Origin of the sequence: Paraburkholderia phosphatilytica (assembly GCF_003443895.1) — a bacterium.
GTDB lineage: Bacteria > Pseudomonadota > Gammaproteobacteria > Burkholderiales > Burkholderiaceae > Paraburkholderia > Paraburkholderia phosphatilytica.
Map to the genome: position 1 here is coordinate 93,855 of NZ_QQOA01000024.1, position 26,930 is coordinate 120,784.

Below are 26,930 nucleotides of genomic sequence, written 5' to 3' on the forward strand. Positions count from 1 at the left end.
GGCGGGACGTTGGTGTGACACCGCTCGCGCACGGCAACGATGAGGCAGAACGTTTCGTTCGCGTGGCGGGATTTTCACCGCTAACCGCCGCCACGAGTGGAACCCAATGCTTCAATGTCCGCAACTTCTCTGATAGTTGCGAGGCATCCGATGGCCAGGTTCACGTTGTCGCTTCCCATACTGCGCCGTTCGAACGCACCGGCCAGCCATCCGTCTGCACCCGCAACGGGCGCGGTGCAGCCGCGTCCCGCGGAGGGCCGCAGACATGGGCGCACGGTGAGCCCGATGCTCGGCGAGATCAGCGCGCAGGCCCGCGAAACGCAAGTCGCGGGGCCGGCGGCGCCGCGCAACGCGGCGCCGCTCGCAACCCGGCGCGCAGGCAAGGCGCCGATGCAGGAGCCGGGCACGATGACGCTCGCAGACCTGTTCGCACGCTCTGAGCGGATGGACCCAGAGCACGTCGCATCGAGTTCCGGAACGAAACCGATAGTCGAAGTGACGAACGATGATGCGGCCGCGTCGACTTCCGCCGCTGCTCAGGCGGACACGGGCTACACGCCATGGCGGGGCCGCGGCGGCTGGGGCATGTCGGTGCTGCGTAGTCTGGGGCATGAATCGCCGGACGAAATGGCGAGTCCTGAACAACTGGTTGGGTCCGAGTACGGCTCCGCGCACGAGTCGCTGCGTGGCTCGCTGCACGGGTCGGAGCATGAGCCGCCACATGGCTCGGTGCAACAGTCGGGCCCAGGGTCAGTGCAAGACTCGCTGCGCGAACCGGAGATGGCGCCCGAGCCGGTCTTCACTTCGCGCTTTGAAGGCGGCGAGTTCACGCTGGCGGAAGCCCGCGTGCCGGAAGATGGCGATGCGAAGGCCGCCGTGTTGCTCGCGCAACTGGCGAGCGTCCCGCTAACGGGCGATGCAGGCGGGGATCACGCCGCCCACGAGCAATCCTCGCGCACTCGCGGTCCGCTCGAACTCGGCCGCGCGATCGCAGGCGGCGACGCCCTTGCGCTCGCGACGCTCACGCAGCTCGTCAGGCACGCGCATCAGGCCGCGCGTGCTGCAGCCGACACCGCGGCCGGGGGCGGCATGGCGGGGCTCGTCGCCAGCGGACGCGACGCGGGAGAGATGACGACCCATCTTGAAGCCGCGGGCGACCATTTCGACGCACTGGAACTCGCACTCAATTTCGCGGATGACGAAGCCGACGGCGTCGCCGTGGCGCGCATCCAGCTCGACGCCGCGCGTGCCGCAATCGCCACCGTTCGAGCGGACTTCGCGCATTGCGCCGTCCAGTGCGCGATCGACGAACACCGTCTGCTGCCGGAAGCCGCGGTGCTCGGCGAACTGGCGATGCTGGGTACGCTGCGTCCCGTGACCTTCGAAGCCGCGCATGCCGATCACGACGGCCTCGCACAACTGGCGACGCGCATGTCGCGCGATCTGCGCACGATGATGACGTCATCGCTCGATAGCGATCACGCGACTGTCGGCGCATTCGGCACACGCGAAAGCGAAGCGCCCGGCGTGTCGACGCTTCTTGGTGACGCCGCGGCGCGCGTGGCCGAACTGCGTGCCGCGTGCCCGCCGGGTGCGCCCGCACAATCTGCACTGGCGCAACTCGCCGACGCCATTCGCGCCACCCGGAGCTGGATCGACAACGGTCACGTCGACGGAGCCCAACCGCGCGCGACGGCCCGCATCCTGCCGACCGATCTGCAGGCGGCCGTCGCACCCGTCGTCGCGACGACACCTGAAGCGGTGACCGCGCGCATGGCGGAAATCGACCGTCAGCGAGCCGCGCTGGGCGAGCTGCCGAACCTGCTCGCGCGCGGACGTGCCGAGCTCGCGCCAAACGAATCGCCGGCCGAGCGCGACCGCGCACTCAACGATTCGATCACGGAGACGATCGGTCTTTCGTTCGGGCCGCACACGCCGGTCGATACGCGCATCGAGCTCGCGCGTGTGGCGATGCACTTTACCGTTGGTGACGGCGCGGAACGACTGCGCGTCGCGCGCAAGCTCACCAGCGCCGCGTTGGGGATCGAGCGGCCGTGCGCCGACGACGTGTTGCAGACACTCGGTGAGGCGGGCAGCGGGGTGCGCGTTATCGCGCTGTACGACCGGTTGGGCGACGTCATGGCGGGGATGTCGCCGGGCGAGGCGCAGCGCTTCGCGCAGACGTTCGACGAAACATGGTCCGTCGCGATCAACCCGCGTCAGGTGAGTTCGGTGCAGCACGCGGCGGAAGCGATCGCGACCGGGCGCCGTCCCGAGCAATACGCTGCCGACCGGGCCGTGCACCTGCCGGACGATCCCGCGTGGCTCGGTAGCAGCCGGCAACGCGCGACCGTCGTGCGCGACTACCTCAACCAGTGTAGCGGGCGACGCGCGTGCGGCAGCCTTTTGGCGACGGACGGACACGTCGACAATCGCGGCCCGTTCCGGCAGATTCTCGCGCTCGCGTCGAACATGGACGGCCTGCGCGGGCACCGCCATCATCTGGTGGCGTTCGCCAAAGAGCTGTTCGCGGAAGACGCCGGACGGATCGCCATCGGCTCGCGGCCAGCGGTGGATTCCGCGCAGCGTTACGAACTGCTGCATGCGATGGTCGCGCAGTTGCCGCGTGTTGGCAGCGCATCCGGCGACAGGCAGACGGTGGCCGACGTGATGTCGCTGATCCTGCAGCAGCTCGAGAAGCCTCAGCTGAATAGCCGTCACAAGTCGAGGCTCGCAAAAGACCTGATCGACATCGCCGGCCATCTCGCGACGAGCCGCTACAGCGGCAGCGATGCGCAACAGTCGCACGCGCTCGATGCGGTGCGCGCCGGTCTCAAGCATCTGCGCGGCGCTTCTCTCGCATCGCTGCTGAAGCAGCTGATCGCGTCGAGCGAAGACTTGAGCGACGCCCGCAGCGCGCACGTTGACATGCCGCGCACGCGCGGGCAAAAGCGCAGCCGGATGTGGTCGACCGTGGTGCCGCCGTTCGCGGCAGTTTCTGCTGCGGGCTTCGCATGGTCGGCCGTGACGGGGCGCGCGAGTCCGCGCAGCCAAGCGTTGCGCGTCGCACTGGAGGCGATCGAGCGCGACATCGCACACTGCCAGAAAGAGGGAGTCGCGCAGAGCGCCGCGTTTCGACCGATCTATCGGGAGATGCTGCAGTCCGTGCTGGCCGGCGTGGGGCAGGCGGACGCGAAGCTGGACGAGGCGCCGCGCGCACGGTTGCTGTCGAGTGTCGTCCAGGGCACGCTGCCCGCCGAGATCGATGTGCCGCAGCGCAATCAGATCCTCGCGGATGTTGTGGGTGACGATCCCGCGATGCGCGCGACGCTGGTCCGCACGCTCGTGAGTGCCGTGCAGGACCGCAAGGCGCCCGCGAACACGCCGCTGGGGCGGATTCATGCCGCGCGCTATCTGCAAAACCTGATCGCGGCATTCGGCAGCGACTTGCGGCCCGCGGATCTCCAGGCCGCGCGCGCCGCGATCGACCGCGCGACGCTCAGCAAATCCGCCGACTGGACGGACGCGCAGCAGATGTCCGTCCTGCTTACGATGGCGCGCGAATCGCAGCGCGATGGCGTGCCGGTGCGGCCGGAGGCGGCGCGCGCTGTGGCCGTTGCGCTGGCCGCGACGTTGCGTCCCGCGCCAACTGTGACCGGCGCGCGCGAAATCGCGTCACATGCGGCCGACGTCGTCAGGCTGTACCCGTTCTTCGATGCGCCTTCGCGCAACCGGCTGCACACGGCGCTAGCCGGCATCGCACCGGAGCAGCCCGAGGAGCGGGGGCCGGCGACGCGTAATCAGTTGCCGCTCCTGAACCTCGCAATGAGCATGGCGCACTTCACCGGCGACGCGGGAGACGCGGCGGAGCTCGCGCAGCTGCTGCGCCAGGTCTGGCCGCGCCTGAACGCAACGAACCAGCAGGCCGCGCTGCACAACATGTTCGACGCCTACGACGAGGCTACACCAGCTGGCCGCGACGCGGTGCTCGCAGTCGTGGTGGGACTCGACGATGGCGGCCAGTTCGCGAGCGCCGCGATCCGGCTGGTGGAGAGCGCGTTCCCGGAAGGCACGCAGACGGGCATGCCGGATCGCGCGGAACAGCAGCGTGTCGTCGATACCGTGCTGAACCGGATGGCGACGCTCGACGGCGAGCATACTTCGGAGCTCGCAAGCAATCTCGTGCGTGGCGGCAGCCACGTGCCACAGGCGCTGATCGACGGCTTCGTCGAAAGCGCGGCGAAGCTTGCACCCCGCACGCTGGCCGAAGTGCTGAGCGCGGAACTACAACGCGTCGGTACATTGTCGGTAGCGCAGGTAGCCGACGTGGTGGCGAACTGGCGCGACATCGCGGACCGGATGGCGCCGGACGCGCCGCAGCGCGACGCATTGTGGCTCTACGCCGACATCGCGTCGCAAGGGTATCTGGGCGCGCAGACACGGCACGATGCGGACGGCGAAGGCGTCGCGGTGTCGGCCGAAGCGGCAGGGCAGCTGCTCGCGGCGCTGCCCTCGTTCACGGACAGCATGCAGGCGGTGGTCTTGCGGCACATCGCAGGCGAAAGCGCGCCGGAGGACGTGCGGAAATCGGTTGTCGGAGACCTCTTCCGCGATTTCGCGAAAGCTGAACCCGCGCGGCGCCATCTCGCGATCGAACTCGGCGGTACGACAGCGATCGGGCGAGGCATGGAGGCGCTGGCAGCGCGGTTCGGAACGCCCGATCTGCACGATGGCCGGGCCAACGGCTGGTGGGATCTGGAGCAGCCGTTCATTGCCGCGGGTGGTCCGGACGGCACGCTGAAGACGCTCGGTTCCGCTTTGCGCTCGCCCGGCCGCCGGCCGCAGGAAGTCGGGGTCGTGCTCGAGGCGATCGCCGCGCGCTTCCAGGAACTGCCGCTGCGCTTTCGAGAACAGTTCGCGGTGCTCCTCGAGGAGCACGGCATGCAATTGCCGCCGCTGTTGCGCCGGCGCGTGATCGATACGCTCGCCATCGCGAATCCGTCGCTCGCGCAGGAGGACGAGTTCTCCGCGATCGGACGCGAACTACTGCAACGTCATGCTGCGGACGGCTCGAATGGACTTGCGAATGCTCGATTGCGCGGCATGAAAATAAACAATGCAGAAGGCGCTATCGTGCATCTGCGCGAAAGCCGGTTGACGGTGTTGGCAAACAATTCGGCGTGATGCGCCATTGGTCGGTTAACTGATGGAACGCAGTCGGCGCGGAAGCACAGCCGTCATGGTTCTCGCGGTTGGTAGCGTTCAGCAGTTCGAGTGAGGGAGTCTAGGCACGGAAGAGTCACGATCTGCTAGGTGCCGCGGAGTGTCGCAAATCGGTCCTTGATCGTCGGCTTGGCCGTTTCGCCGTCTATTCATGAGCGTGGGACTTCGCCATGGAGGGCGGATGCCAGCATTCGGCGCAAGAGTTCATGATTCAATGTCTTCATATTTTCGGCGGCGATCATAACCTGCCGTAAAAGAAATGAGTTGATGGCTTTGTGTGATGTAGGCTCCAAATAGGATGGAACGGTCATCTGCCGCCTTGACGGTCCATTCGACGCCTCAGTCAGCTACGCGTCCTGAGCATGCGACAATGCAGGTTCGGCTGTCCATCCAACAAGCAGAACCTGATGGGATCCACGACCATTGCCATTTGTCGGGCCCGGAACCGGCGCGATTCAACGCAAGGTCGTCAAACGAGCTTAGCTCGCACTGTTCTTCGCCAACCGATCTGCGAGCCGTGTCGCCACGGAGGCCTGTGGCAGCGCTCACCATTGGGCACGGTCGCGGCGACGCTCGCCCAGAAGTGCGGCTCATTGCAGCCCGGTTCGCCGGACCGTTCGTAAAGTCGAACAAGGACGACGCAACCGACGCTGCGGTAATCTGAGGAGCGGCTCGGCGACCGGGATGCGATTCGTGCCGTCAAGACGGATGACCCGCAGGTCATGCCTGCAATGCACCGCATGCTTCAGCAACTGGTCCGGACCGCGTCATGCTGGTCGACCAGTTCCGTGGACTGCTGTACGAATTCGGTGTTGCATGCACCGGTCGATGACTGTCTGCCCGAGCTCTGGTGCTTACCGGATGACCGAAGTCTTCCCGGGAGCGCGTTTTCTTTCATTGAGGATGCAACTCGTCGAGCCGGGCGACGAGGGTCCCATATTCCAGATATCTCAAGGGCCTTGTCGTTGCTGCGAGGCACTGGCCGTGGTTCATGTAGTGATCTGTGGCCGCGTTTTCCGTTCTGCCGAATAGCGCGGCCATACGCAAATACGTGCCTTCGGCAAATCGAGGCATCGAGTGTAGCTGTGATCCCCGCGCTTGAGGGACTTCATTTTGTGATCAGCCCGATTGCCGAATGTTCGCGGTAAGGCGCCTTCCTAGCTTCACGTAGAGCTTGACTGCTCGGATGCGGTCTACATGCGAATGTATGGACCAGCTCCTCGTAGTCCAAGAATTTCGCCGCTCCCCGTTTTTACCGTCGGTATGCTTGTCGGCTACCAGCGGATCACGGAGCGGGCAATGCATAGCCAGCATGGGTAACGTTGAACATGCGAGACTCGACCGTCTGAAGGTAATTCAGGTAGTTGTGGAATCCGGTCTGAAACCTGGACGTGTTGCTGAGAAGCCGAGCATGGCGGTCAGGCAGATCCGGCTGGTTGGCCGGTTGCGCGAGCCGGCCCGGGTGGTCTGGTATCTGGCCTGCGCTCGGAGCCGAGCAACAGACGGCGGGATGGAGGAAACCGCGGAGTGCCCCGATGCGGTTGGAGGCTTTGCGGCTATGGCGATTGATAGGCTGGGATGCTCAGTGGTCTCGGATGCGACGCGGTTAGGCGGGATGCCGGACGGGCGCGGATGCCGTAGCAAATCGGTGCAGTCGTGCAATCGCGATGATGAAGCAGGCGTGTGTGTCGCTTCGCGAAGCGACACACACGGACGTCCTCGCGTGGGTCGCATTGCCGCATCGCCGACGTTGCACAGGGAGATCGAGGAACCGTGATGCGCATGTCGGATCCCGTCGTATTGGCGGTGCGCGGATGGGGGCGCCGCGCGCGAGGATGTCGATGACGATCATCGGTGCACCGCAGTGCCGGCAGATGAACACGGGCCGGGTTTCGGTGACGTAGTCGTCCGGTGACGGACTGATCTCGGATGCAACGCGCAACAACTCACGCACCTTTGCGAGGCTGGCGCGGCGCACGGGGTTGGCGAGCAGCCCGTAGTGACGGATGCGATGGAATGGAAACCACCGGGCAGCACATGGAGCAGGAAGCGGCGCATGAATTCGCCTACCTCCAGCGTCATGGTCTTGTAGCGGGTGCGCCCCTTCGCGCGGTAGTCCTTCCAGCGGAACGTCACGTCACGCTGATCGAAGGTGACTAGGCGCTGGTTGGAGATGGCGACGCGGTGTGTATAGCGTGAGAAGTACTCGAGTACCGCCTTGGGTCCGGCGAACGGGCGCTTGGCGTAGACCACCCATTTGCAGGTACGTAGCGGCGCAAGCCACCGGGCGAAGGTGACGCGATCAGCGAGCCCGGTGTACTCGCCGAAGAACTGCAACTGGCCATGCCGGTGGGCCACTTCGAGCGCTTCGAGGAAGCGCCTGCGGAACAGGCGTGAGAGCACGCGAACGGGCAGGAAGAAGCCGGGCCGGCAGGCGATCCAGCGCTCACCGTCAGGCGAGAGTCCGCCGCCGGGGACGATGCCATGCACATGCGGGTGATGCGTGAGCGCCGAGCCCCAGGTATGCATTACGAGCGTGGCGCCGATGTTGGCACCCAGATGCTTCGGATCAGTTGCGATGGTGCGCAGCGTTTCGGCGGCGATGTCGAGCAGCAGCCCGTAGATGATCCGTTTGTTAAACCAAGCAATCGCGCTAATGGGCGCGGGCAGCGTGAAGACGATGTGGAAGTACTCGAAGGGTAGCAGATCGGCTTGGCGTGCCTGCAGCCAGCGATGGTCGGCGCTGGCTTGGCACTTCGGGCAATGCCGGTCCCGACAGGAGTTGAAGGACACCTCCGTCCTTGCGCAGCCAGAGCAGCGCAACACATGTCCGCCCAGTGCCGCCGTGCGGCACCGTTCGATGGCTGACATGACCTTCAGTTGCCCCAGGCTCAGGCGTGTCGTGGCCCGCCACGCTGGCCCGTCGCTGCGGAAGATGTCCGCAACCTCCAGCATGAGGCGCTACGCGCGGACCTACCCGGGAGGCAGGCGGTCCAGCGGACTGGTGACCTCGTGCAGCAGGTCGGTGGCCACCTGGATGTAGAGCGCGGTGTTCTCGAGCTTCGCATGGCCGAGCAGCACCTGGATCACGCGGATACGCGAACTCACCGTGAAGTGGATGCAGACGCTTGAGACGCAGAACGTGTCGACGGCCGGTCCGCCGACAAAGCGGCATTCGGAGCTACCTCACGAGTACGTGTGTGGGCGCGAGTGACCGCACCCAGCCGGTCCGGAACGTCACTGGTGATGCCCTCACACCTCCGATTTTCGTATAGCGCGCGTCATAGACCGGCGGTCTGCAAATGTGTCCACGGCGACCAAAACCGGCGATAGCCAATCCTGCCATCCCTTGTTCTCCGCGCATTTTTTATGGCACAGAGTAAACGCCGTGCGCAGAGGTCGCTGCCTTCGCGTAAACGTCCGATCGAGCCTCGGAGAACCACGTGCGTTGTCTTTGCGAAGACTATGCGCGGTGGGGTTGGCATTTGGGTCAACGCACTGCGTAAAGCGATGCCTTAAGGGATGCGTAACCGCTGCGCCATGAACTTCTGACCAGTGGCGAACCAGATGTGTGGAATGTGCGTACATTGTCGTGTTTGGCGCGCGCGAAAAGTGCGGATCGTTCGCATAGTAAATGCGCCGACCGATGCGTTTCGAGGGCCGTATGAAAAGCCAAGTCTGGTGCCCGGGCTGTCAACGTATTGCGTAGAGCAGACGAAGACCTGCGTGCGTCGAGATGCAGGCGACGCGCTATCGTGTGAGCGTGGATCTCACGGTTAAGTGCGGAGCACCGTGAGCAATTCAGGCAAGAGGGCTGGAATCTGCACGCGCACAGACGCGGCGGCCGAAGCCAGAAACGCGCGTCAAGGTGGTGTCGCTCGGCGTCAACGGCACGCGCCAATCCGGCGTACCTTGATGCGTTGGTCTAGCGTGTCGTGTGCGCACAACATTCGCTAAAAAAGTGCGTTGTTCTGCTGCTTTCCCTTCGCTACCGGTGTGTTCCTGCATGAGCAAGTCGTGCGGAAAAACTGTGTTGACGCGTGCTCAGGACGTGCGCACGATGATGTCACAGCGATGCGTAGCCGATGTTCAGGAGGGTAACGATGCCTGTTGCGAAGGTCTATACGAAGTCGCAATGGGAGGCTTTTGGTCGCGCACTCGATGCGCTCCCAGAGAAGCCGGATACCGAACGTGGCGTGACGGTGCGCGATGCGATGAAGGACATGCGTGTGCGCGTGCGGACTGCGCAGGCGAAGGGCTATACGCTGGAGCAGATCGCGGAGCAGGCTCAGCAACAGGGTCTTGACATCACGGCAGGGACGATTCGCTATGCACTGCGCTCGGCAGGAAAAGGCAGTGGCGCAAGCAGTGTCGCGCGACCCGCACCGGGCGCACGCGCGACGGGTGCCGAGAAGGCGTTTACGGCGCAAACGCGTGCGCAGGAGGCGACGTCCCAGACAAAGCACGTTCGCAAGGAAGGGGTAAAGACGGAAGCCAGACCGCAATCCGGGCCGGTGCAGGGCGCACTCGGATTTGCGATCCGGCCCGACACCCATGATCTGTAGAGGAGTCGAGATGGATACGACAGTCAATCCCATCTATCTTGTGGGCGGTGGCAAGGGCGGCGTTGGCAAGAGTCTTGTCGCGCTTGCCTTGGTCGATCACCTGCAGCGGCGCGGCGTCAAGCCCGTGCTGGTTGAGAACGACACGTCAAACCCCGACGTGATGAAGGCCGTGCAGGGCGAGATTGATTGCGCCGCGTTCGATCTGGACGAGGCGGAAGGATGGATCAATTTCGTGAACTACTGCGACGAGCATCGGGACGCGGTAGTGGTGGTCAGCACGGCAGCGCGTAACCAGGATGGCGTCGCCCGCTACGGCGCGACGCTGGCCAGCACGCTGGGCGAGCTTGGCAGGCGGCTCGTCGTGTTCTGGGTGATCAACCGGCAGCGCGACAGTCTGGAACTGCTGCGCCAGTTCGGTGAAACCTTTCCGGACGCGATGACGCACGTTGTGCGCAATGGCCACTACGGCACACCGGACAGGTTCGTGCTGTATCAGGACTCGAAAATCCGCAAGAGTGTCGAGGCGAAGGGCAAGTCGCTCGACTTTCCGGAACTCGCGGATCGTGTGGCGGACGATCTGCGCAGTCAGCGCCTGTCGGTGCGCAAGGCGGCAGAGTCGCTGCCCATCGGGCAACGCGCGGAATTGCTGCGCTGGCGGGCCCTCTATGACGCGATGTTCGCCGGGGTGACGGGCAATGCCTGAGCGGCGGGCGCGGCGCGGACGTCCTGTCGATCCGCTTGCCCGGCTCTTTTATGACGTCACCGGCGAGAAGCCGGACGACGCGAGCCTGCTACGGATGCGTCGGGTGTCGGTGGCCCTGAATCTGCGCGACAACGATGCGCTGTGGTCGGTGCTGGCGGTGCTCGAATACTATGCGCGGCTTTACGAAGCGATGCCGGAGCGCATCGAGCAGGCAGGCAAGGGCAATCTGGACGCAGTGCGGGAGGAGGCACGTGAGGCAACGGACGCACTGATGGCGCAGCACCGCGACGCGCTCGCACGCTGCAAGGCGACCGTCGAACTCGCGGAACGGATGGCCGTTGAACACGAGGCGAGGTATCGCGCAACGCTCGCGGCACTGAATGAACAGGCGTTGGTCACGCAGGTGGGGCGCGCCGCTGACCGGATTGCGCGCATCGCGGGAAACCGGGTGGTAGGCGCAGTGGCCGTTGCGGCGCGCGAGCATCGGCAGCAGCTCGACGCGGCGGTAGCTCTGTTTGAGCGGGAGATGAGCGAGGCAGCGGCGCGCGCCGGGAAGGTCGACCAGATGGCAACGCGACGGATGGTGAAGGCGTGCCGCGCACTGGTTGTCGTAGCGTTGATCGTGATTCTGCTCGCGGCGGTAGCGGGTGGGCTGGCAGGCCGCTACTCCAGTAGTCATATGGTGCGGCCAGACGGTTTGCCGTCTGCCCGCACGGGTCATGCGTCGTCGGTGTCGCCTTTCACGAACGGGAGGGCATCATGAAGCGTGTGCGAGGCCAGCAGCGGTCGGGAAGGGCCACGGCGGCGGCGTACCGGCTGAGGCGGGAGCCTCGGCCACATCGGAAGCCGTGTTATTGATGCCACTGTGATCGCTCTCGGGCTCGGCGGCGCCGTCGTCATCCTCCTGCGCGTCGTCGGGACCGTTGCGGGTGTCCGGGCCGTGTTCGTCCTCCCCTGCGTTCCCGTCCTCGCCGTCGCGCGCTTCCCATGACGGCGTGACCGGGATTTCCGTATCGGTGAGGATTTCCGGGAGCCACGCGACCTTCGCCAGACGTAGTTCGGCTGCGGCAGCGGCGTCTGCCTTCTTCATCTTTCCGAGGTCAGCGGCAACCTTGGGCGACACGGCTGCGGACACGACTTCCCCGATGCGCGCCTTACTGACATGATCGAAATACGTGGCGCGGGTCGGTGTCCAGTACCGGGTCATGTCCAGGTTCAGCGCGCCCGCGAGCGCGCTGATCGCCTGCGGCTTTTCCTCGCCCACGATGCCGTCGAGCAGGGTGCCGGTGCAGAAGGCAAGCAGGTCGAGCAGCGTCGTCCCGGGATCCTGTTTCGCGAGCCAGGGCAACAGATCGGCGCGTTTCGCAGGCAACTCGGCGACCCATCGGGCGCGCTGTGCCTCGATGGCGTTCCATGCGGGGCAGGTGGGCAGGTCGTCCGCCGCGCGCAGCAGGCTGTCTTGATTGTTGTCGCCGGATAACGCCAGATAGTCGGGTGCGGACGTGTATCCGTAGTGCTCGGGCAGCGCTTGCGGAATGAGATGCCGCAACAGGGCGGCGAGCGCGACGGCGGGCTGCGCGACCATTTCGGCGTGGATGGCGACGGTGCGGTGCGCGGTGAGTCGCTGGCAGAGTTTCGCGCTGTGGACCGGTTTGGTCCTCGGTACAGGATCATCTGCCGGGTCCGCAGCTTCCGCCTGCGGCGTGCCGGTGACCGTTGCACCCGCCGCGTCCAGCGCCGCACTGTTCTCGCGCCGCACGAGACCGCGCTCGATGAGCAGTTTTCCCTGCGGATCGATGATCACGAACGCGCCCGCCTTCACCATCTGCTGTGTATCCCACACGAGAGCGCGGCTTTCGAGTGCGACGATCGTGGCATTGGCCCTCCCAATTTCGGCATCAAGTCGGTCGGCTTCCTCGTAGGCGTTTTCGTCGTCCTCGGATAGCGCTTCCAGCTTCCCCGCCAGGTCGTCCTGCTGAGCGGTGAGTGCGTTCATCTCGCGCTGCTCGTCGTCCGTCAAGGGGCGCTGGATGGGGCGCAGCTTGCCGTAGCGGTTAAGCTCCAGCACGTCGCGCTCGACGCGGGTTTCTGTCCAGCCCCAACCCTCGGCGCGCACTTCTTCTGCAGCTACGTCGAGTTTCTGCGCGACGAGTCGCTGCAGCAGTTCAGCATCGGCAATGTAGCCAGCATTCCCGTCGTCACTGAAGAGGTCACGGCGTACATACCCGCCTGCTGCCTCGTAGGTGTCGAGGCCAATAAAGCGCACAAGGCGGCTGCGGCTCGCGTCGATTTCGGCCCGCGTGATGGCCTGCCGCAGATAGTTTGGCTGGCGCTGCCATTCATTCGCATCGAACCAGATGTGCTCCTGCGTTTCATGGTTGTCCGCAAGGGCGAGCGCGGCAAGCTGGTCGAGCGTGATCGCGTCCTCCCGCAGCAGGGCCAACAGCTTTGGGGATACGCTGGCGAGCTTCATGCGCCGTTTGACAGTGAGTGGCGAGGCGGAAAAGAGCGCGGCAATGTAATCGACGCTTCGCCCTTCCTCGGCCAGCATCCGGTATGCGCGGAGCACGTCGAACGGATCGAGTCCTTCGCGCTCGGTATTTTCGATCAGGGAAATGGCGAGGGCTTCGCCTTCACTGACGATCCGCACGGGGACCGGATAGTCGGCGGCAATGTCTTTCTGTTCGAACAGGAGGTCGAGGGCCGCCTTGCGGCGCTGACCGGCGCAGACGCCATATTTGCGCTGCCTGCCGCGCGATCCCTTTATCTCGTGGACGACGAGATTTTGTAGCAGACCCTTGGCCCGGATATTGGCGGCAAGGCTAGGAATGCCCGACAGGGGTTTCGTGCGCGCATTGAGTGGCGAAGGACGCAGGGTGGAATACGGCAAGGTCACGATAGGCTGCTCATTGCCGAAGTGCGTTTCGAGAAAGGTAGCCGGTTCGGCGGTGTCCGCCGTCATGGCTTCGGATTGGGCTTGCATGACTGACTCCAGAGAGTTGAAAAGAAAGTTCCGGGCCGGGCACTATCGGACTTCATCAGGACTCGACCCGGAGAGGAGTCCTGATGGATGATAAGAAGAAGCGGATTTCTCGCCCCTGTCGTGGCTACGCCTTCATCTGGCGCATTGCATCCGCAAGCATCCAGAGGGCGCGGTTGAGCTTCACGTTCTGGTCAATGCCGGTAATGGGACGGGTGGACATCGAGCGCCCCGTGCGCGAACGTCCATGCAGGCCTCCCTTGGTGAGGTTTTCCTGGACGCGGTTAAAGACGGTCCAGAGGTCGTCGCGGCGATCCTCGAAGCGGCGAGGGGCGAGCAACTGGCTGTCGGTGACCGGGGCCGGTGCCTCTGCGTCGGTCGGATCGTAGCGCAGCGCAAGTGCGGAGCGGGCGAATGCGTGCTGTTCGTCGCGGTCGAGTGTGACGGCGCGCATGCCTTCCTTCTGTTCGCGGATCAGGTCGAAACCGTCGAGCACGTCGAATGCACCGTTGATTACGTTCTGGACGATGTTGCCCTTGTGCGGGACGCGGATATCGGCGACGTTGTCTCCAGCCACCATGCCGTTCTGGCAGACGAAGCGCAGCATGCCCGCGAGCATCTGGTAACTGCTGGTGCCATCGTGCGAATTCAGCAGCACAATTTCGTCGGCTTCCTCGCCGGTAATCTGGTCGGCGTGACGAAGCCGAAGCATGTGTTTCGTGTATTCGCGGCGGTCGTCGTGCCGCACGCGCGTCTGGCAGACCATGAAGGGTTGAAAGCCTTCATTGCGCAGGCCGCTCAGCACGTCGATGGTCGGAATGTAGGTGTAGCGTTCGGAGCGGCTTTCGTGCTTGCCGTCCGCAAAGATGGATGGGGCAACGCGGCGAATCTGGTCATCCGACAGGGGGGAGTCGGCGCGAAGAATCGGGGAGCCGTAACGGAAAGAGGAAGCGAGTTGCATGGCAATCTCCACAGTCAAGGTTGAGGACCTGAACCGGGCAACGGGATGTGACTTGCCGTTGCGGCTGGACACCTCCCGGTGGAACTCGGGGTTGGCTTTGCTGCCGCCAGGCTCCCGGGTTTCCGCCCGTGCGACTGGAGGAGCCGATAGCGGGCAGGCGTCAAGGAAAAAGGCGAGGGAGGGGTGCGGGCGACACGGTCCCTCGCCCCTTGATGCCTGCCCGCTATCGGCTACGGTCGCGGGTCAAGGGCGGGAACCTGGGAGCCGGGTGCAGGCCATGCGTCGGGTTGACCGGGTAGGCGTGCCGTGCAGCAGGCGCGGCTGCTTGGCCGTGCCCACCTGGAAGATGAGCAGGGTTGACTGCTGAGTCAGGGATTGACGCACGACAGGGGCGACACGTGGAAGGCGGCTCTAACCGCAGTGCGAAACCGGGTCCCGGCGCGTCAACGTCGGGAGGCCTTCAGTCAGCATGCGAGGCACATAGTTGGATGAGGCTCACATATACGGCGAAAGGGCGTACAGCAATTTTGGTTATCGCCGCTTTTTGTCAACTGTGCGGTAAGCTGTGAAAGGTGGAGCGAGGTCTCGCCGTAGCTGGCCGAGCCGAACGTAAATTAATGGTCGATGGTGCTTCCGTCACCTGCCAGAGACTGGATGCGGAGGCAACGATCTTTTCATCGTTGACACTGCATTCTAATGTTAATCTAACTGCCGTTGTGTGATCGGTTTAGGTTAAGACCGCGGACCAACGAGAATTTGAGAGACTATCGGGGACGGGAAAGCAGTTTGCCGAGGAAATTGGATGACAGCCGAGTGCAAGACGCTGGGCGCCTGAGCAAAACGTTGATTTCTTTATACGAGTTGTCGCTGTCAACTCGGGGCGAACTCTGCGTCAATCGTTTGCGTAAGCATCGCATGTACGTCAAGATCTTTTCCGACCCGGCTAGCGCGATTGAGGGCGTCCTGTTGGGCGGGTTAGTTTGTGCTGCAAATTAACAGCGCATTTGCCGACGGCTAGGCCGGTATTGCTTGCAGCGGTGGCCCAGCTGGCATCGTCGAAAAAAGACCGGCAGTCAGTCGGCGACGCAAAGAAGGGCGATGCAATCGCGCTTCACTTCGGCGTGCCGACGTGCTCGGATGACGAGGTAATGGCGTACTGAGTGGATCAACGTGGAAGGGCAGAGAAGTCTTTCACGACCCGTGGGCGCACCCTCCCATCGCTCCGATCCACGAATATGACCTGTTTCGCTGGTTCAAGACTGTACGACACATGTATTGGACGATCTGCCCCATAGATGTAGATGCGATCAAACGCCAGATTTGCCGTGATCCATTCGGCGACCGCATACATATTCTCGTCCTGAATTAGAAAGTCGGCTGCGGCCCCCCCACGGGAACATATTAAATTGCCGAAGCGGTCAACTTCGTGGGAGGCGTGCTGATCAATATTGGCCGCGATCCGACCAGTGCCAAGCCGCTTAATTGTGCGTGCCAACTGTGGGGAGCAGAAACCATAGGTCAATTCGATTCGACCAAAATAATCGATGATCGGGTCAAGTATATTTTTAGTAAGTGCCAGTAGTGCATTGTAGCTTTGCGGCACAAGCGGTGTGTTTTCTATCCCGGTGTTGTGCACTGTCTCGCTGCACTGTATTAGGTCTCGATACGTGTACCATTTACCGCAAGCATCATCCAGGCTTGGGATGGCTTGCGAGGGCCGAAGCTCAAATCCGGATAGCTCAATCCGTTCGTTGCGCAGGAGCTGGTCAAACTCCAACTTGGTCGGGCCATGTTCGGGCAGCGATTGGCATAACGGCAGGAGTTGCTCATCTAGAGTCGCCTGCTGCGCGTACCCGGGGAACTCTTCGTTGATATACCTCGATTTGCCGAGTAAAAGCGTAGGTTCGTAGTTGTCCACATACTCGAACACGTCGATTTCTTGGGTGCGAAGGTGTATCTTCACGCGGCGCCGAAGCAGGGGCGTTGGCGATGAGTCAAAGTCCTTGAATTCAAGTATTGTCAGCTTTCCGGATCTGACGTGGACCTTGACTATGTCCGCGCTTCGGACGTCTCCATAAATTGTAGCAGCCGCTCCGATGTACGCTCGGAGGACCGCGGGAAGTGCTTCTACCAGTGAGGTGTGGACCTGCAAAGAATGGTTGTCCGAGTAGTAGCCGAATCCGTTTCGAGCGGCGAATTCGCAGGCTTCGGCGACGACGGAAGGCGAAGCGATGGTTTTGAGGAGTTCCGCGCCGGCGGCCTGGGCCGCGCCTAAAGAGCCGAAAAAGTACTTCACGTCCCGCTTCAGAGAAGCGCTCAATGTCTTCAGCGTGATGCGGCCGTCAAAGACCTGCAGCGCAAAATAGACCTCCAGGTCGTCGATCCGTTCGGATCGAGCCAGTTCGAGTTCCGCGCGATCGTTGTTTGCTTCGCACAGGCGAGTCGCTTTGGCAAGTGAACCGTTTGCGTCAAGAAGGTCGACAAACTCCTCAGCTTCCTCGCATACCGGTGCCCGTCCAAGCTGCAGCATCCTGCTCCAGAGCCGGTTAAATCCGTTTTGATTTGCGGCATAGAGCGCGGCCAAAGCATGAATGCGAGGTTGGGGATCACGCGAACTCGTCTGACGGGTTTGCACAACCCGTCTGAAGACGCGCGATGAGCGTTGGCGGTCCAGGCGAAATTGCTCTTCAAGCCGGTCGCTGGCAAATACAAAGGCTATCCCCGGCGCCACCAGCACAGCAGGCCGATTGAGCACTGATTCGATATAGGATTTTAATTCGGATTGCGAGAAGTATTTCTGGAATGTTCGGCGGGAAGTAATATAGCCATCGCGAAAGGATAGCCCTCGATTGTTTGACGAGCTCTCAGTCATCACTGCGACAGATAGTGCGACACGCGCAAGTCCAAATGCTTCGCTAAGCGTCCTATCCCGTTCCTCGCGATCTTCGATGACGTTCAGAACAAATCCGAGATTGACGATGTCGCCCGTGACTTGCGGCGCCGCAGCAGAGAAATGAGGATCCCATCCACCTGCGTTGTATCCTTCACGATTTAGTCCCTCAACATCATCGCCTTTCCCACACCCGTAGTCAAAAATTGATTTGTCTTTCGTTAGTACACCAAATCTAACTAGTGCCTGAACTGGAGCCGACAACCCTGAACGCGCCAGCGCCGTTCTATATCTCTCTACAGTCGTCGCCGGGTTGTCCGTGGGGGCGGGAATGTCTCCATCGACAACATTGCCCAAAGGCATGAATGTGTCCGCAACCAGGCTGTAACCGGCCTTGGCGATCCGCTCAAGCCAATCCTTGCGAAAACCTATCCTTGACGTTTCCTCGAACAGCCCGATTGCTTCTGCGTCTGCGGTGATTCGACTCCAATGCTCGCGTCGCGCGTCATTTGGAGGAAGCAGAAGTTCTTTCCTGTGCAGGATCGGCGGATTTAGGGAGGCGCGAAAATCGCGGACATTGAACTGTGGTTCAGGATCCAGTTTCACGAGGCAACTGGATGCAAGACATGGAAACGGTTCATCGTCGAAGAGAGGGTAGTGCAGGAAAGCGACTTCCCTATATGTGAGCGAGAGCCGGACCACATTCCATGCCGGCTCTGAGCGAGCGATGACTGCAAGCGCCTCGCGAAAAAGCTGTTCCGACGTAGAGTCGATGTGGCGCGTTGCGTCACGATGCACATACAGACTGGAGCCAACTCGCTTGCCTACCGCATCGGTGCTTCGTTTCATCACGCTCTCCCAATCTATGCCCCTTCTGGCAAAGCCGGGCAGGCATAGGTATTCGCGGTTTCGGCGCGTCTTGCGCCCGCCAGCGACCAATAGCGTCTCAGGGTGTAGACGTAAAAAGTGTAGATGTATATACAGTAGATTTAAAAACGGTAGACAACACATGCACGATCAGCGACGCTGCTGCCCATGAAAAGCGATAAAAATGAATTTGAGCCTTGGCTGAGAACATGGCTGTCCAATAACCTCCGTAGGCTGAGGGCGGGTCGGGGCTTTTCCCAAGAGACCTTAAGCGCAGAGTGTGGCTTCCACCGGACGTATATCAGCCAGGTAGAGCGCGCCGTGACAAACATCTCGGTTGACAACTTGCAAAAAATCGCCGTTGCGTTGGGCGTAGAGCCAGCGTCGCTATTGCATCAGCCACCTGATCGGACCCCATCTAGCGATGATTGATCGAGCAGCTAGCGTGCCGACACCGCAAGTCCAAGGCTGCCAGAGGGTACAATGTCAGGTTATTTCCTGCGAGACAAGAGCCGCGCGGGTCGCGTTCAGAGAAAACCGGGCGCGTGCCGCTCGCCCGCCTGTTATCGAATACTGAGCCGCGTTCGTGCGGTTGGCCTACGGGGTCCGTTTTGACAAACATCGACGAAACCAAAGCGCTGATGCGCGCGCAATATGAAGCCGACGAGCGACCATGGGTCGTTGCCTTCTCTGGTGGCAAGGATTCGACGCTGGTGCTCCAGTTGGTCATGGAACTGCTGCTGGAATTAGGTCCCCGCGCTTCAAAGCCCGTCTTTGTAATTTCCAGTGACACCCGCGTCGAAGCTCCGAACGTCTCACAATACGTTATCGAAGCGCTGGAGCGCATTGAGTCCGCGGCACGTGCGCGCAAGTTAAATTTGCATACGCAATTAGTTTTCCCTGCGCCGTCAGAAGGGTTCTGGGAGAAGCTCATCGGGAAGGGCTATCCGCCACCGAGCAGGTGGTTCCGCTGGTGCACCAGCAATATGAAAATAAAGCCGTCGCGGCGGGCGATTGACGATATTGTGGCAAAGCACGGCAGTGTAATTCTGCTTCTTGGTTCTCGCTCCGACGAGAGTGCTACGCGAGCGCAGTCGATTCAGGCGTATCAGAATAGCGAGCGTCGATTGAATCCGCATCACGAAATTCCGAATGCGTTGGTATTCAAACCGATCGTGGATTGGGCTACCGACGATGTTTGGGAGTATCTGGCATCCACGCCTCCTGCTTGGGGTGGTACGAACGATAAAATAATCCAGCTATACCGGCAGGCGAACGCAGGGGAATGTCCTGTCGTACTTGATCTTAGTACCCCGTCATGTGGGGGTAGCCGGTTCGGCTGTTGGACATGTACTGTCGTGAAGCAGGACAAATCGATGGAAGGCTTTATCGCAAATGGCGAGGAGTGGATGCGACCGCTCAACGCGTTTCGCGAGCAATTGATCTCGTATAGGGACAAGGAGGGCATGCGAAGCAGCGTTCGGCGGGATGGAACACAGGGACAAGGTCCTTTCACGCCCGATGCGCGCCGCGAAATCCTTCGTGAGTTGCTTCAGACGGAGCGTGAAGTGGGTTGGCCATTGATTTCTGACGAAGAGTTACTCAGCATTCAGTCGATATGGTCGACTGAGTTCGATTACACCGGAGGAGAGGCGCTTGAGATCTCGGCCGAATTCGATAGAAAGCTGCATGGCAAGCAGCAGTCGCAGTCTAGCAAACAGACTCGGGACCTATTGGAAAAGGCTGCGCTTGAGGTTGACGTGCCGCCTGAGTTGCTCCAGTCAGTGCTTGATTTGGTCAAACAAAGAGCGGCGTCGCTTTCCGTTTACGGGGCGAAAAGTGGGCTCGAACGCGACCTTGAGAAGATATTGATGCTTGCCGCAAAACAAGCGGAGCAGGCAACGCCATGAAAATTCTGAGTATCCGACTTCGTAACATCTACTCTTATCGCGACGCACACTTCGTATTTCCCTCGAGTGAGGCGAATGAAAAGAACGTGATATTGATTCACGGTCGCAATGGGTATGGGAAGACCAGTTTTATCAACTCTCTAAAGCTTTTCTTTTTGGGGATTGCCGACGAAGAGTTACGCACGGGCCCGCGCAGCAGAGTGTTTACTTCGCGAGAGTTTTTTCTGGGCACTGGTGCTGACTGGGAGGGAGCGTTCAATCGAGCAGCTTTGCGCGAGAAAGAAACGGAATGCAGCGTTTCGGTTGAGTGGCTTGAACCAGCTGGACGCGTCGTTGCGACCCGCTCGTGGACAATCGAGGGGCGAGGCGGTGTTATGGAGCATCTTGAAGTGCTCCCCGATTTCGCGATGGTGCCAGAAAGCTTGGTTGAGCAGGACCAACGGCAGGAGTTTATCGAACAGCGACTCGCACGCACGCTCGTGCCTTTTTTCATCTACGATGCAGAGCAGGTTCAGCGCATCGCGGAAAGTAACTCGGAAGCGGTGATTGAACAGATTGAGCGTCTTCTTGACATCACCTCCATCAACACGGCGTCCGAATACCTAAATAAATTGCTGGTAAAGCTCCGGCGAGAAAGCAACGCACGTGGCGAGCAGCTTGAGCTGGAGAGGTTGCGGGGATTGTACGAGGTCGAACGCGCTAAGAAGGGCCAAATTGAGGCGCAAATCGAAACTTTCGAACGCGATGATGTTGAACTGAAGCGGCGTTTGAAAGAAGTCGAACGTCGCTTGAAAGGTTCTAAAGCTACTGCTAACGAGGAAGATCAGGGGCAAGTCAGCGAGCAGATTCGACGCACTCAAGAAACGTTAGAGGAGCATGCGGGACGTTTTCGTGATGCTTTTCCTGCTATCGCCCCTCTCGTGAGCCACCCTGCACTTGTCCGTCGAGCGTTGAATCGACTCGCGGTTGCTTCGCAGGGTAAAGCGATGATTGCTGAGGAAATCCGCTCAGTACTCGAACGGCTTCCGAGTCGCTTGATTGACGAGCCGCAGCATCCGACTCCTGCTCTTGCAGCGGCTCAGAAGCGTTTCCTCAAGCAGAAAATGGAGCTGCTGCTCGAGGCCGAGATTCGACTTGCCGAGGCTACGGATGACCCGGACCACTGGAAGCTTAGCGGCGACCGCGCCCGGAAATTAGACGAACAGTTACGTGGGTTCGTGGCAAACAACGCCCTGCGTGATGGCTTTTCCGCTCAACTACGTGACATAAGTAAGTTTGCGCGCGAAGAAGTGGCGTTCCAGGCACAGCTTCAGGACCTCAGCTCGTTGCCTGCGGGCGACCGGGAGCGCCAGAAGCTCCGCCTGGCGGAAAAGGCCCAGTTGGAAAGCGAATCAACTGCGTTGCGCGAACAAATCGGCGAGCTGAAGAGCCAATTGATACCTACCGCGCGTGCTCTGGAACAATTGCGTAGCCAGGTCAATCAGCAGGCGCGGCGAGTGAGTGAGGCAACTCGGAATCAGCTAGGCGTAGATTTGGCTGAACGAACAAGGGAAGGGATACTGCAGTACAAAGAGTCGCTTAAAGAAGCTCGCAGAGAGGAAATTGCGGAGGCCGTCAACAGGCATTTTGCGACCTTGATGCAATCCCACGGGTTGGTGAAAACGATCGAGTTTGACGACGATTTCCGGATGACGTACCTAGATGCCGATGGAAAACCTGTTGGTATGGCTAACATTTCCGCAGGGATGAAGCAACTGGCCGCACAAGCGCTGCTATGGTCTCTAAAGGACGTCGCCGGTACGGAATTCCCGGTCGTAATTGATACGCCGTTGGCGCGAATTGACGCCGAACATCAAGTTCTTTTGCTTACCCAGTACTACCCCAAAGCAGCCGACCAGGTGATTGTGCTTCCGACTAACTCGGAATTGACTGTTGATAAGTATCGTATGCTATCCCCGTATATCGTTGCTGAGTTCAAGCTTAATAACGAGACCGGTGAATCCACAGTTGTGGAGTCCAATACTCCGATGTATGCCTTGGCGAGGGCTAGCTGATGAGCCGTGTCGTAATCAGTGAGCAAGACGAAAGTACGGTGCGTGGGATCATGCGCAAGGGACTCTTGGCCGACGAACGGGACTTCAAGTGGAAGGCGCTTCGTGTCGCGCTCGCGCTTTCGCTTAGTCGACAGGAGCCGCCATCCGACGATTTCGATGATGCTCGGCCTCGCGGCGGTGAGTACGCGTGGGAACAGGTTTGCGGAAACGGACTCGACTCCGACTTCACGGATGCGTATCGGGCCTTGTTATCTGTCTACCATGACATGGATCTGTTCGACGACGATGACGATCAATTTGGGCGCTTGCTCCAGCGACATATTCGGCGTGGATTGTCGGAAATCCGTCGAAGCTGGCGTGAAACGCACGACTTTCATGAGTTTCTTTATCAAGAACTGCTGAGCCGCGCCGACACTGGGAACGCCCAGTCGATCGATTTTTCGGTCCCGCTGATGAAAGCCCTCGTCGAACTTGGCGTGTCGGCCGAAATAAAGAAGAGTATCAACGGGCCAAGACTTCAGAGCTATGACCTTCATCTGGCGGATGCGACCCAGTTGCGGGCGTTGCAACGGGCTGGTCAGAATCTAGCGCTTATTCTCGGGACCGGCCCCATCTCGTTCCACCTGCCTGGCACACCGAGAACAGTCACGGCTATGATTCCGAAGCCAAAATCCGCGTGGTCGCCAGTGACCTGGTCTGAGCTCGACGGCGCACTCGAGTTCGCGAAGGCTATGCCGCTGGGCGTGGTGTTGGGTGTGGATCCCGTCGGAACGCCTGTTTCATTCGATTTGGCTTCCGCGCCTCACCTTTTGGTGGCGGGGACCACTAACAGTGGGAAAAGCATCTGTCTCCATGCGGTGATCTGCTCGCTGCTTTCCAATCACGAAGCAGATGAGCTTAATTTCTGCCTTATTGACCCCAAAAAAGTAGAGTTTTCGGCTTACCACGGGCTCCCGCATTTAGCTGGCCGTGAACCCATCACGGACATGACAGAGGCGAAGCAAGCTCTTGACGACATTGTTAGCGAAATGGAGCGGCGCGAGACGGAGCTTGCGAGACTTGGTTATAAGAATCTGGTCGAGTGGCGCACGATGCGCACCGACAGCCCCCCGTATCTGGTTGTGTGCGTCGAGGAATTGGCTGATTTGATTGTTCAGCATCCAGAGGCTGAAGCGCCCTTGGTGCGCTTGGCGCAAAAGGGCAGGGCGAGTGGGATTCACTTGGTGCTCGCGACACAGCGTCCCGATAGCGTGACTCTGAGTGGCCTTTTGAGGACTAACGTGCCGAGTCGTATCGCATTGATGGTGCAGAAGGCATCAGAGTCACGCATCATTCTAGACGATGCAGGTGCAGAGCTCTTGTTGGGCCAGGGGGACGCGTTGGCCAAGCTTGTCGGTGAATCGACGCAGCGCGTGCATTGCGCATTCATCTCCTCTGCTGATATCAAGTCTGTGGTTGCGTCTGCCCGAAAACGAACCGGAGCTTAACCAGTGGATGCCAGCTTCATTGTCAATCAGTTTGCCCCGATAGGGCTAACGCTCGACCGGATAGGTCCGTTCCGGGAGCGAGTGGAGCATTTCGATTTCCAGGTTGGTGGCGAACCTTCTAATTTCTATTTGCTTCTTAGCGCAAATGGTAGGGGCAAGACGCACATCTTGGAGGTCATGGCAGCCTTGATGGGGATACTCGGCCGTAACCCTAATGCCGCTGCCGCACCAATCGGTTTCGAACCGCTGGATAAGGGGGATGGTCGCGCTCAGTGGGACATTCTTATCAGCTATACGAATGAGGGTGTTCATCGAACGGAGGTCCTTTCCATTTTCGGCGGAAGAGCTGACGAAGAGGTTTGGTTCTATCCCTGGGCGGAGGAGCAACTGGCGGCGGTTGGAGCGACCAGCTGGCGACGTGTCGGCGTCATACGACGCGGATCGGGCGAGCATAGGTGGATTGGGCTAAACGATGACTGGACCCGTGAATTTCTGCTGTGGCTTAACGACATGGTGGGGGAAAACTTGGAGGGCTTTGCGGGGTCGCCCATAACGGCTCCTACGCTCATCTATTTCCCGGCGTACCGCGATGTTGTTGCTCTCCCTGCCGATGAGCGAAGAGCAATCGAGGCCCCACAAGATTGGAATTACCGACCTGTGCACGTGTTTCGGCAAGAAGGACGGCAATGGCGTGAGTCATTGGACAATCTGCTCGTGTGGCTTCTCTGGTTAGACGATGGACGTTATGAGGCAGCGCTTGAGCTGGTCAATGCGACTGTTTTCCTGGAAACCGGTAAGCGTCTAGCTGGCATTCGAGATCGAAACGAATTGGTGGCCCGTGTTGAGTGTGGCTCTCCCAGCAACTACCATCGCCTTGACCAACTGAGCAGCGGCGAGAAAAGCCTGCTACAGATTTTCCTGCGTCTCGGCGCGCATATGACGTCGAACACAATTCTCATCATTGATGAGGTCGATGCTCACCTCCATACGCAATGGCGCTCTCGGATTGCACTTAGGCTCAAGGACATGTTGCGTTCGCAGCCTGGGATGTCGGTTTTTATTGCCAGCCATGCTTTTGAGGTCATAGATGTGTTTAACGTCGAAACCCAGGAAGTCGGTCTACGGAAATCCGGATACATCATCGAAACTGCAGAAGAGGAAGAGCGCGCCGAGAAAATAAGGCAGGAGGCCGCTTTTATCTACAAGAGCGCGGAGGACTAACGCGAGATGGCAAGTCTAACGGGGCAAGGACTTACAAGTAGCCAAATCAAGAGCCGATACGCGAAAAGGATTGAAGTTTTTATCGAGGGTCTGGATGACATTGCTGTGTATGGGACCTTCTGGTTCAAACATCTGGCCGACCGGCTACAGTTTCGGTTGGCCGAAGACGGTCCTGCAAAGCACTCAGGATGCGTAGGCGTTGAAAAGAATGTTGCGATTCAGCGGACTGCAGGGATAGATGCTTACGGGATAATCGACAGAGATTCCCTGGAGGACATCCCTATCGCATGCGCCACCGACGACAACGCTTTCCTTGCATTCAATCGCGCTCGCGATCCTTACGTGTATTTTACGTTACGGTGGGAATTGGAAAATTATCTCGTTGACCCAGCGACATGGGAACGTGAACGAGTGGATTTGCTGCATAGGGGAGCCGGTCAACGTCTGGACCAAGAAGTAGTTGAAGAACTGGTCGCGCATTGTGAGGCATTGATCCCGCACGCAGCTGCAAATGCGTTCCGAAAAGAGCGCGGACAACCAAAGCTGGGTGACGGTGCGTGCCGCGTATATGCGGACAGGGTTGAAGTTCAACGGTTCCTCGACACAAACATCCTCGCCGGCCTCAACGACACAGAGCGGGCGGAGTATGACGCTTGGGTGCAGCGCATCGAGGCATTCGACGAGCCGACGGCACCACCGGCTGAACGCTTGATAAAGCTCTGCCGCCGAATCCACGGTAAAGCGTTGCTTGACCGGTTCTGTTACAGGCACAGGCTGCAAGTTGACATACGGTTTGCAGTTGCACGAGTCCTCTCCGGGAACGTCCCAAGCGAACTCAACGACGCGATATCCGGTTGGATTGGGTGAGGGTGGTTTTGTCGGCATTGGTGACGGTATCGTCGACACGCAAGCTGGCCAGAGCCCCGTCCCCGCGAGGATGTGGGCAGCGTATTGACCATCGAGTGGGAATAGACGAAATATTTCGCGATAGCCTACCGCAGAGGCACTCAGTGCTCAGTGTCACATGCGACGCTTCTGTCACCGCGATATCATCCCGGTTGCCACGTGTGGCATAGTGCGGGCACTGTTACGACGATGGGGAAGCGATGGCTACGCTAGAAAATATCCAGGCAAAGATTGTTCGGCTGCAGGCCGAGGCAGAAGCAATCGTAAAGAAGCAGTCGTTAGCAGTTGTTGGCAAGATCGGCGAATTGATGGAAAAGCATGGTCTGACGTTGGCCGATCTTGAATCACACCTCGGTGGCAGAAAGCGCCGCCGGAAAGCGGCCGGCGTAAAGGCTGCCGGCAAGGGAAATGGTACGGCAAAGTACGTTGATCCGAAGAGCGGAGCGACGTGGACCGGTCGCGGTCGTGCACCGGCCTGGATTGCCAATGCCAAGAACCGAAACAGATTTTTGATTGATGCCAGTGCGCAGCATCCGGTGAGCGCTGCCGAAAGACAAAGCAAAGCCGGAAACTACGTTCACGGGCCGCAGATGCCAAAGTATCGCGATCCGGAAACGGGTGCAACGTGGAGCGGACGGGGACGAGCACCGGCGTGGCTGGTGGAGGCCAAGGACCGAGATGTATTTCTGATCGAAGGCAGCGGCAAAGCGGTGCGTAAGGCGACGACCGCGAGGAAGTCCACAGCGAAGAAGACGGCTGCGAAAAAACTCGTAGCCAGAAAAGCCACTTCCGGAAAAGCGGTGGCGGGGGCCGTTCCCACGGTAAAGCGTGCGGGGAGGCCGAGGACTTCGACGGCGAAGAAGACTGCGTCTGCGTCCAAAAGAGCGACTGCAAAGGCGGATGACAACGCTGTAGCGAGCGCAGAAGCACCGAACTAAGCGCGGTCGGCGCGCTGGCTGCGCGGAACCGCCGATAACTGCTTAATATCATTTGGTCGTTGCGAAATTGAGACAGCGTGACGAAGCCACGAAGGGCACTAGTCCATTGCGTCATTGAAAAGGCACCCTATGTGGTATTCAATGAAATGCATGGAAAAGATGAATCTGACGGCGCTTGAGCGCGAGCAATTGCTCTCAGCAACTCGCAGCCAGACAGTGCGCGCC

The 26,930-nt window shown here is 60.4% G+C and carries 14 protein-coding genes and 3 pseudogenes; 11 read left to right on the top strand and 6 right to left on the bottom strand.

Annotated features, from left to right (window positions below; translation table 11 throughout):
- Window positions 1-150 precede the first annotated feature (150 nt).
- Window positions 151-5,184 (top strand): hypothetical protein, encoded by a 5,034-nt coding sequence (locus tag DVS29_RS23640; protein WP_124800705.1) that lies wholly within the window; start codon window positions 151-153, stop codon window positions 5,182-5,184.
- Window positions 5,185-6,080: 896 nt separating this feature from the next.
- On the opposite strand, the pseudogene DVS29_RS37945 reads toward DVS29_RS23640, so the two are convergent.
- The 3 pseudogenes from DVS29_RS37945 to DVS29_RS23650 all read right to left on the bottom strand — a co-directional run.
- A pseudogene (locus tag DVS29_RS37945) lies at window positions 6,081-6,432 on the bottom strand (IS3 family transposase); the annotation flags it as partial.
- 592 nt (window positions 6,433-7,024) lie between these two features.
- Window positions 7,025-8,178: pseudogene (locus DVS29_RS23645) on the bottom strand (IS91 family transposase); the annotation flags it as partial.
- An 18-nt stretch (window positions 8,179-8,196) separates the two neighbouring features.
- Window positions 8,197-8,319 (bottom strand): annotated as a pseudogene (locus tag DVS29_RS23650) (integrase); the annotation flags it as partial.
- Window positions 8,320-9,326: 1,007 nt separating this feature from the next.
- Here DVS29_RS23650 and DVS29_RS23655 point away from each other — a divergent pair.
- The 3 genes from DVS29_RS23655 to DVS29_RS23665 are packed head-to-tail and all read left to right on the top strand — an operon-like array spanning window position 9,327 to window position 11,254.
- Window positions 9,327-9,788 carry a hypothetical protein gene (locus DVS29_RS23655; RefSeq protein WP_118182943.1) on the top strand — a complete coding sequence of 154 codons (462 nt, stop codon included), beginning with the start codon at window positions 9,327-9,329 and terminating at the stop codon, window positions 9,786-9,788.
- A gap of 10 nt (window positions 9,789-9,798) precedes the next feature.
- Window positions 9,799-10,491, top strand: a complete 693-nt coding sequence (locus tag DVS29_RS23660; protein ID WP_118182944.1) for a nucleotide-binding protein — start codon at window positions 9,799-9,801, stop codon at window positions 10,489-10,491.
- A complete protein-coding gene (locus DVS29_RS23665; RefSeq protein ID WP_118182945.1) occupies window positions 10,484-11,254 on the top strand; it encodes a hypothetical protein in 771 nt (256 codons plus the stop codon). The genes DVS29_RS23660 and DVS29_RS23665 overlap by 8 nt, the downstream gene beginning before the upstream one ends.
- On the opposite strand, the gene DVS29_RS23670 is transcribed toward DVS29_RS23665, so the two are convergent.
- The 3 genes from DVS29_RS23670 to DVS29_RS23680 form a co-directional block, all read right to left on the bottom strand.
- Window positions 11,249-13,474: a ParB/RepB/Spo0J family partition protein gene (locus tag DVS29_RS23670; RefSeq protein WP_118182946.1), complete on the bottom strand. Its 2,226-nt coding sequence runs from the start codon at window positions 13,472-13,474 to the stop codon at window positions 11,249-11,251. The two genes, DVS29_RS23665 and DVS29_RS23670, sit on opposite strands and share 6 nt — an antisense overlap.
- Before the next feature lie 124 nt (window positions 13,475-13,598).
- Window positions 13,599-14,432: a DUF932 domain-containing protein gene (locus DVS29_RS23675; RefSeq protein WP_118182947.1), complete on the bottom strand. Its 834-nt coding sequence runs from the start codon at window positions 14,430-14,432 to the stop codon at window positions 13,599-13,601.
- A 1,165-nt stretch (window positions 14,433-15,597) separates the two neighbouring features.
- Window positions 15,598-18,171: a DNA phosphorothioation-associated putative methyltransferase gene (locus DVS29_RS23680; protein WP_164707976.1), complete on the bottom strand. Its 2,574-nt coding sequence runs from the start codon at window positions 18,169-18,171 to the stop codon at window positions 15,598-15,600.
- Between the two features lie 186 nt (window positions 18,172-18,357).
- On the opposite strand from DVS29_RS23680, the gene DVS29_RS23685 reads away from it, so the two are divergent.
- The 7 genes from DVS29_RS23685 to DVS29_RS23715 all read left to right on the top strand — a co-directional run bounded on the left by DVS29_RS23685 (window position 18,358) and on the right by DVS29_RS23715 (window position 26,705).
- Entirely contained in the window at window positions 18,358-18,621 is a 264-nt protein-coding gene (locus DVS29_RS23685; protein WP_118182949.1) for a helix-turn-helix domain-containing protein, read from the top strand.
- A 179-nt stretch (window positions 18,622-18,800) separates the two neighbouring features.
- On the top strand, window positions 18,801-20,099 hold the full coding sequence (gene dndC, locus DVS29_RS23690; RefSeq protein ID WP_205962510.1) for a DNA phosphorothioation system sulfurtransferase DndC: 1,299 nt from the start codon (window positions 18,801-18,803) through the stop codon (window positions 20,097-20,099).
- A complete protein-coding gene (locus DVS29_RS23695; RefSeq protein ID WP_118182951.1) occupies window positions 20,096-22,153 on the top strand; it encodes an AAA family ATPase in 2,058 nt (685 codons plus the stop codon). The genes dndC and DVS29_RS23695 overlap by 4 nt, the downstream gene beginning before the upstream one ends.
- Window positions 22,153-23,640 (top strand): FtsK/SpoIIIE domain-containing protein, encoded by a 1,488-nt coding sequence (locus DVS29_RS23700; RefSeq protein ID WP_118182952.1) that lies wholly within the window; start codon window positions 22,153-22,155, stop codon window positions 23,638-23,640. The genes DVS29_RS23695 and DVS29_RS23700 overlap by 1 nt, the downstream gene beginning before the upstream one ends.
- A gap of 3 nt (window positions 23,641-23,643) precedes the next feature.
- Window positions 23,644-24,861, top strand: a complete 1,218-nt coding sequence (locus tag DVS29_RS23705) for an AAA family ATPase (protein ID WP_118182953.1) — start codon at window positions 23,644-23,646, stop codon at window positions 24,859-24,861.
- 6 nt (window positions 24,862-24,867) lie between these two features.
- Window positions 24,868-25,728, top strand: a complete 861-nt coding sequence (locus DVS29_RS37015; protein ID WP_124800706.1) for a DUF4435 domain-containing protein — start codon at window positions 24,868-24,870, stop codon at window positions 25,726-25,728.
- Window positions 25,729-25,967: 239 nt separating this feature from the next.
- Window positions 25,968-26,705, top strand: a complete 738-nt coding sequence (locus DVS29_RS23715) for an H-NS histone family protein (RefSeq protein WP_118182955.1) — start codon at window positions 25,968-25,970, stop codon at window positions 26,703-26,705.
- Window positions 26,706-26,930: the final 225 nt, after the last annotated feature.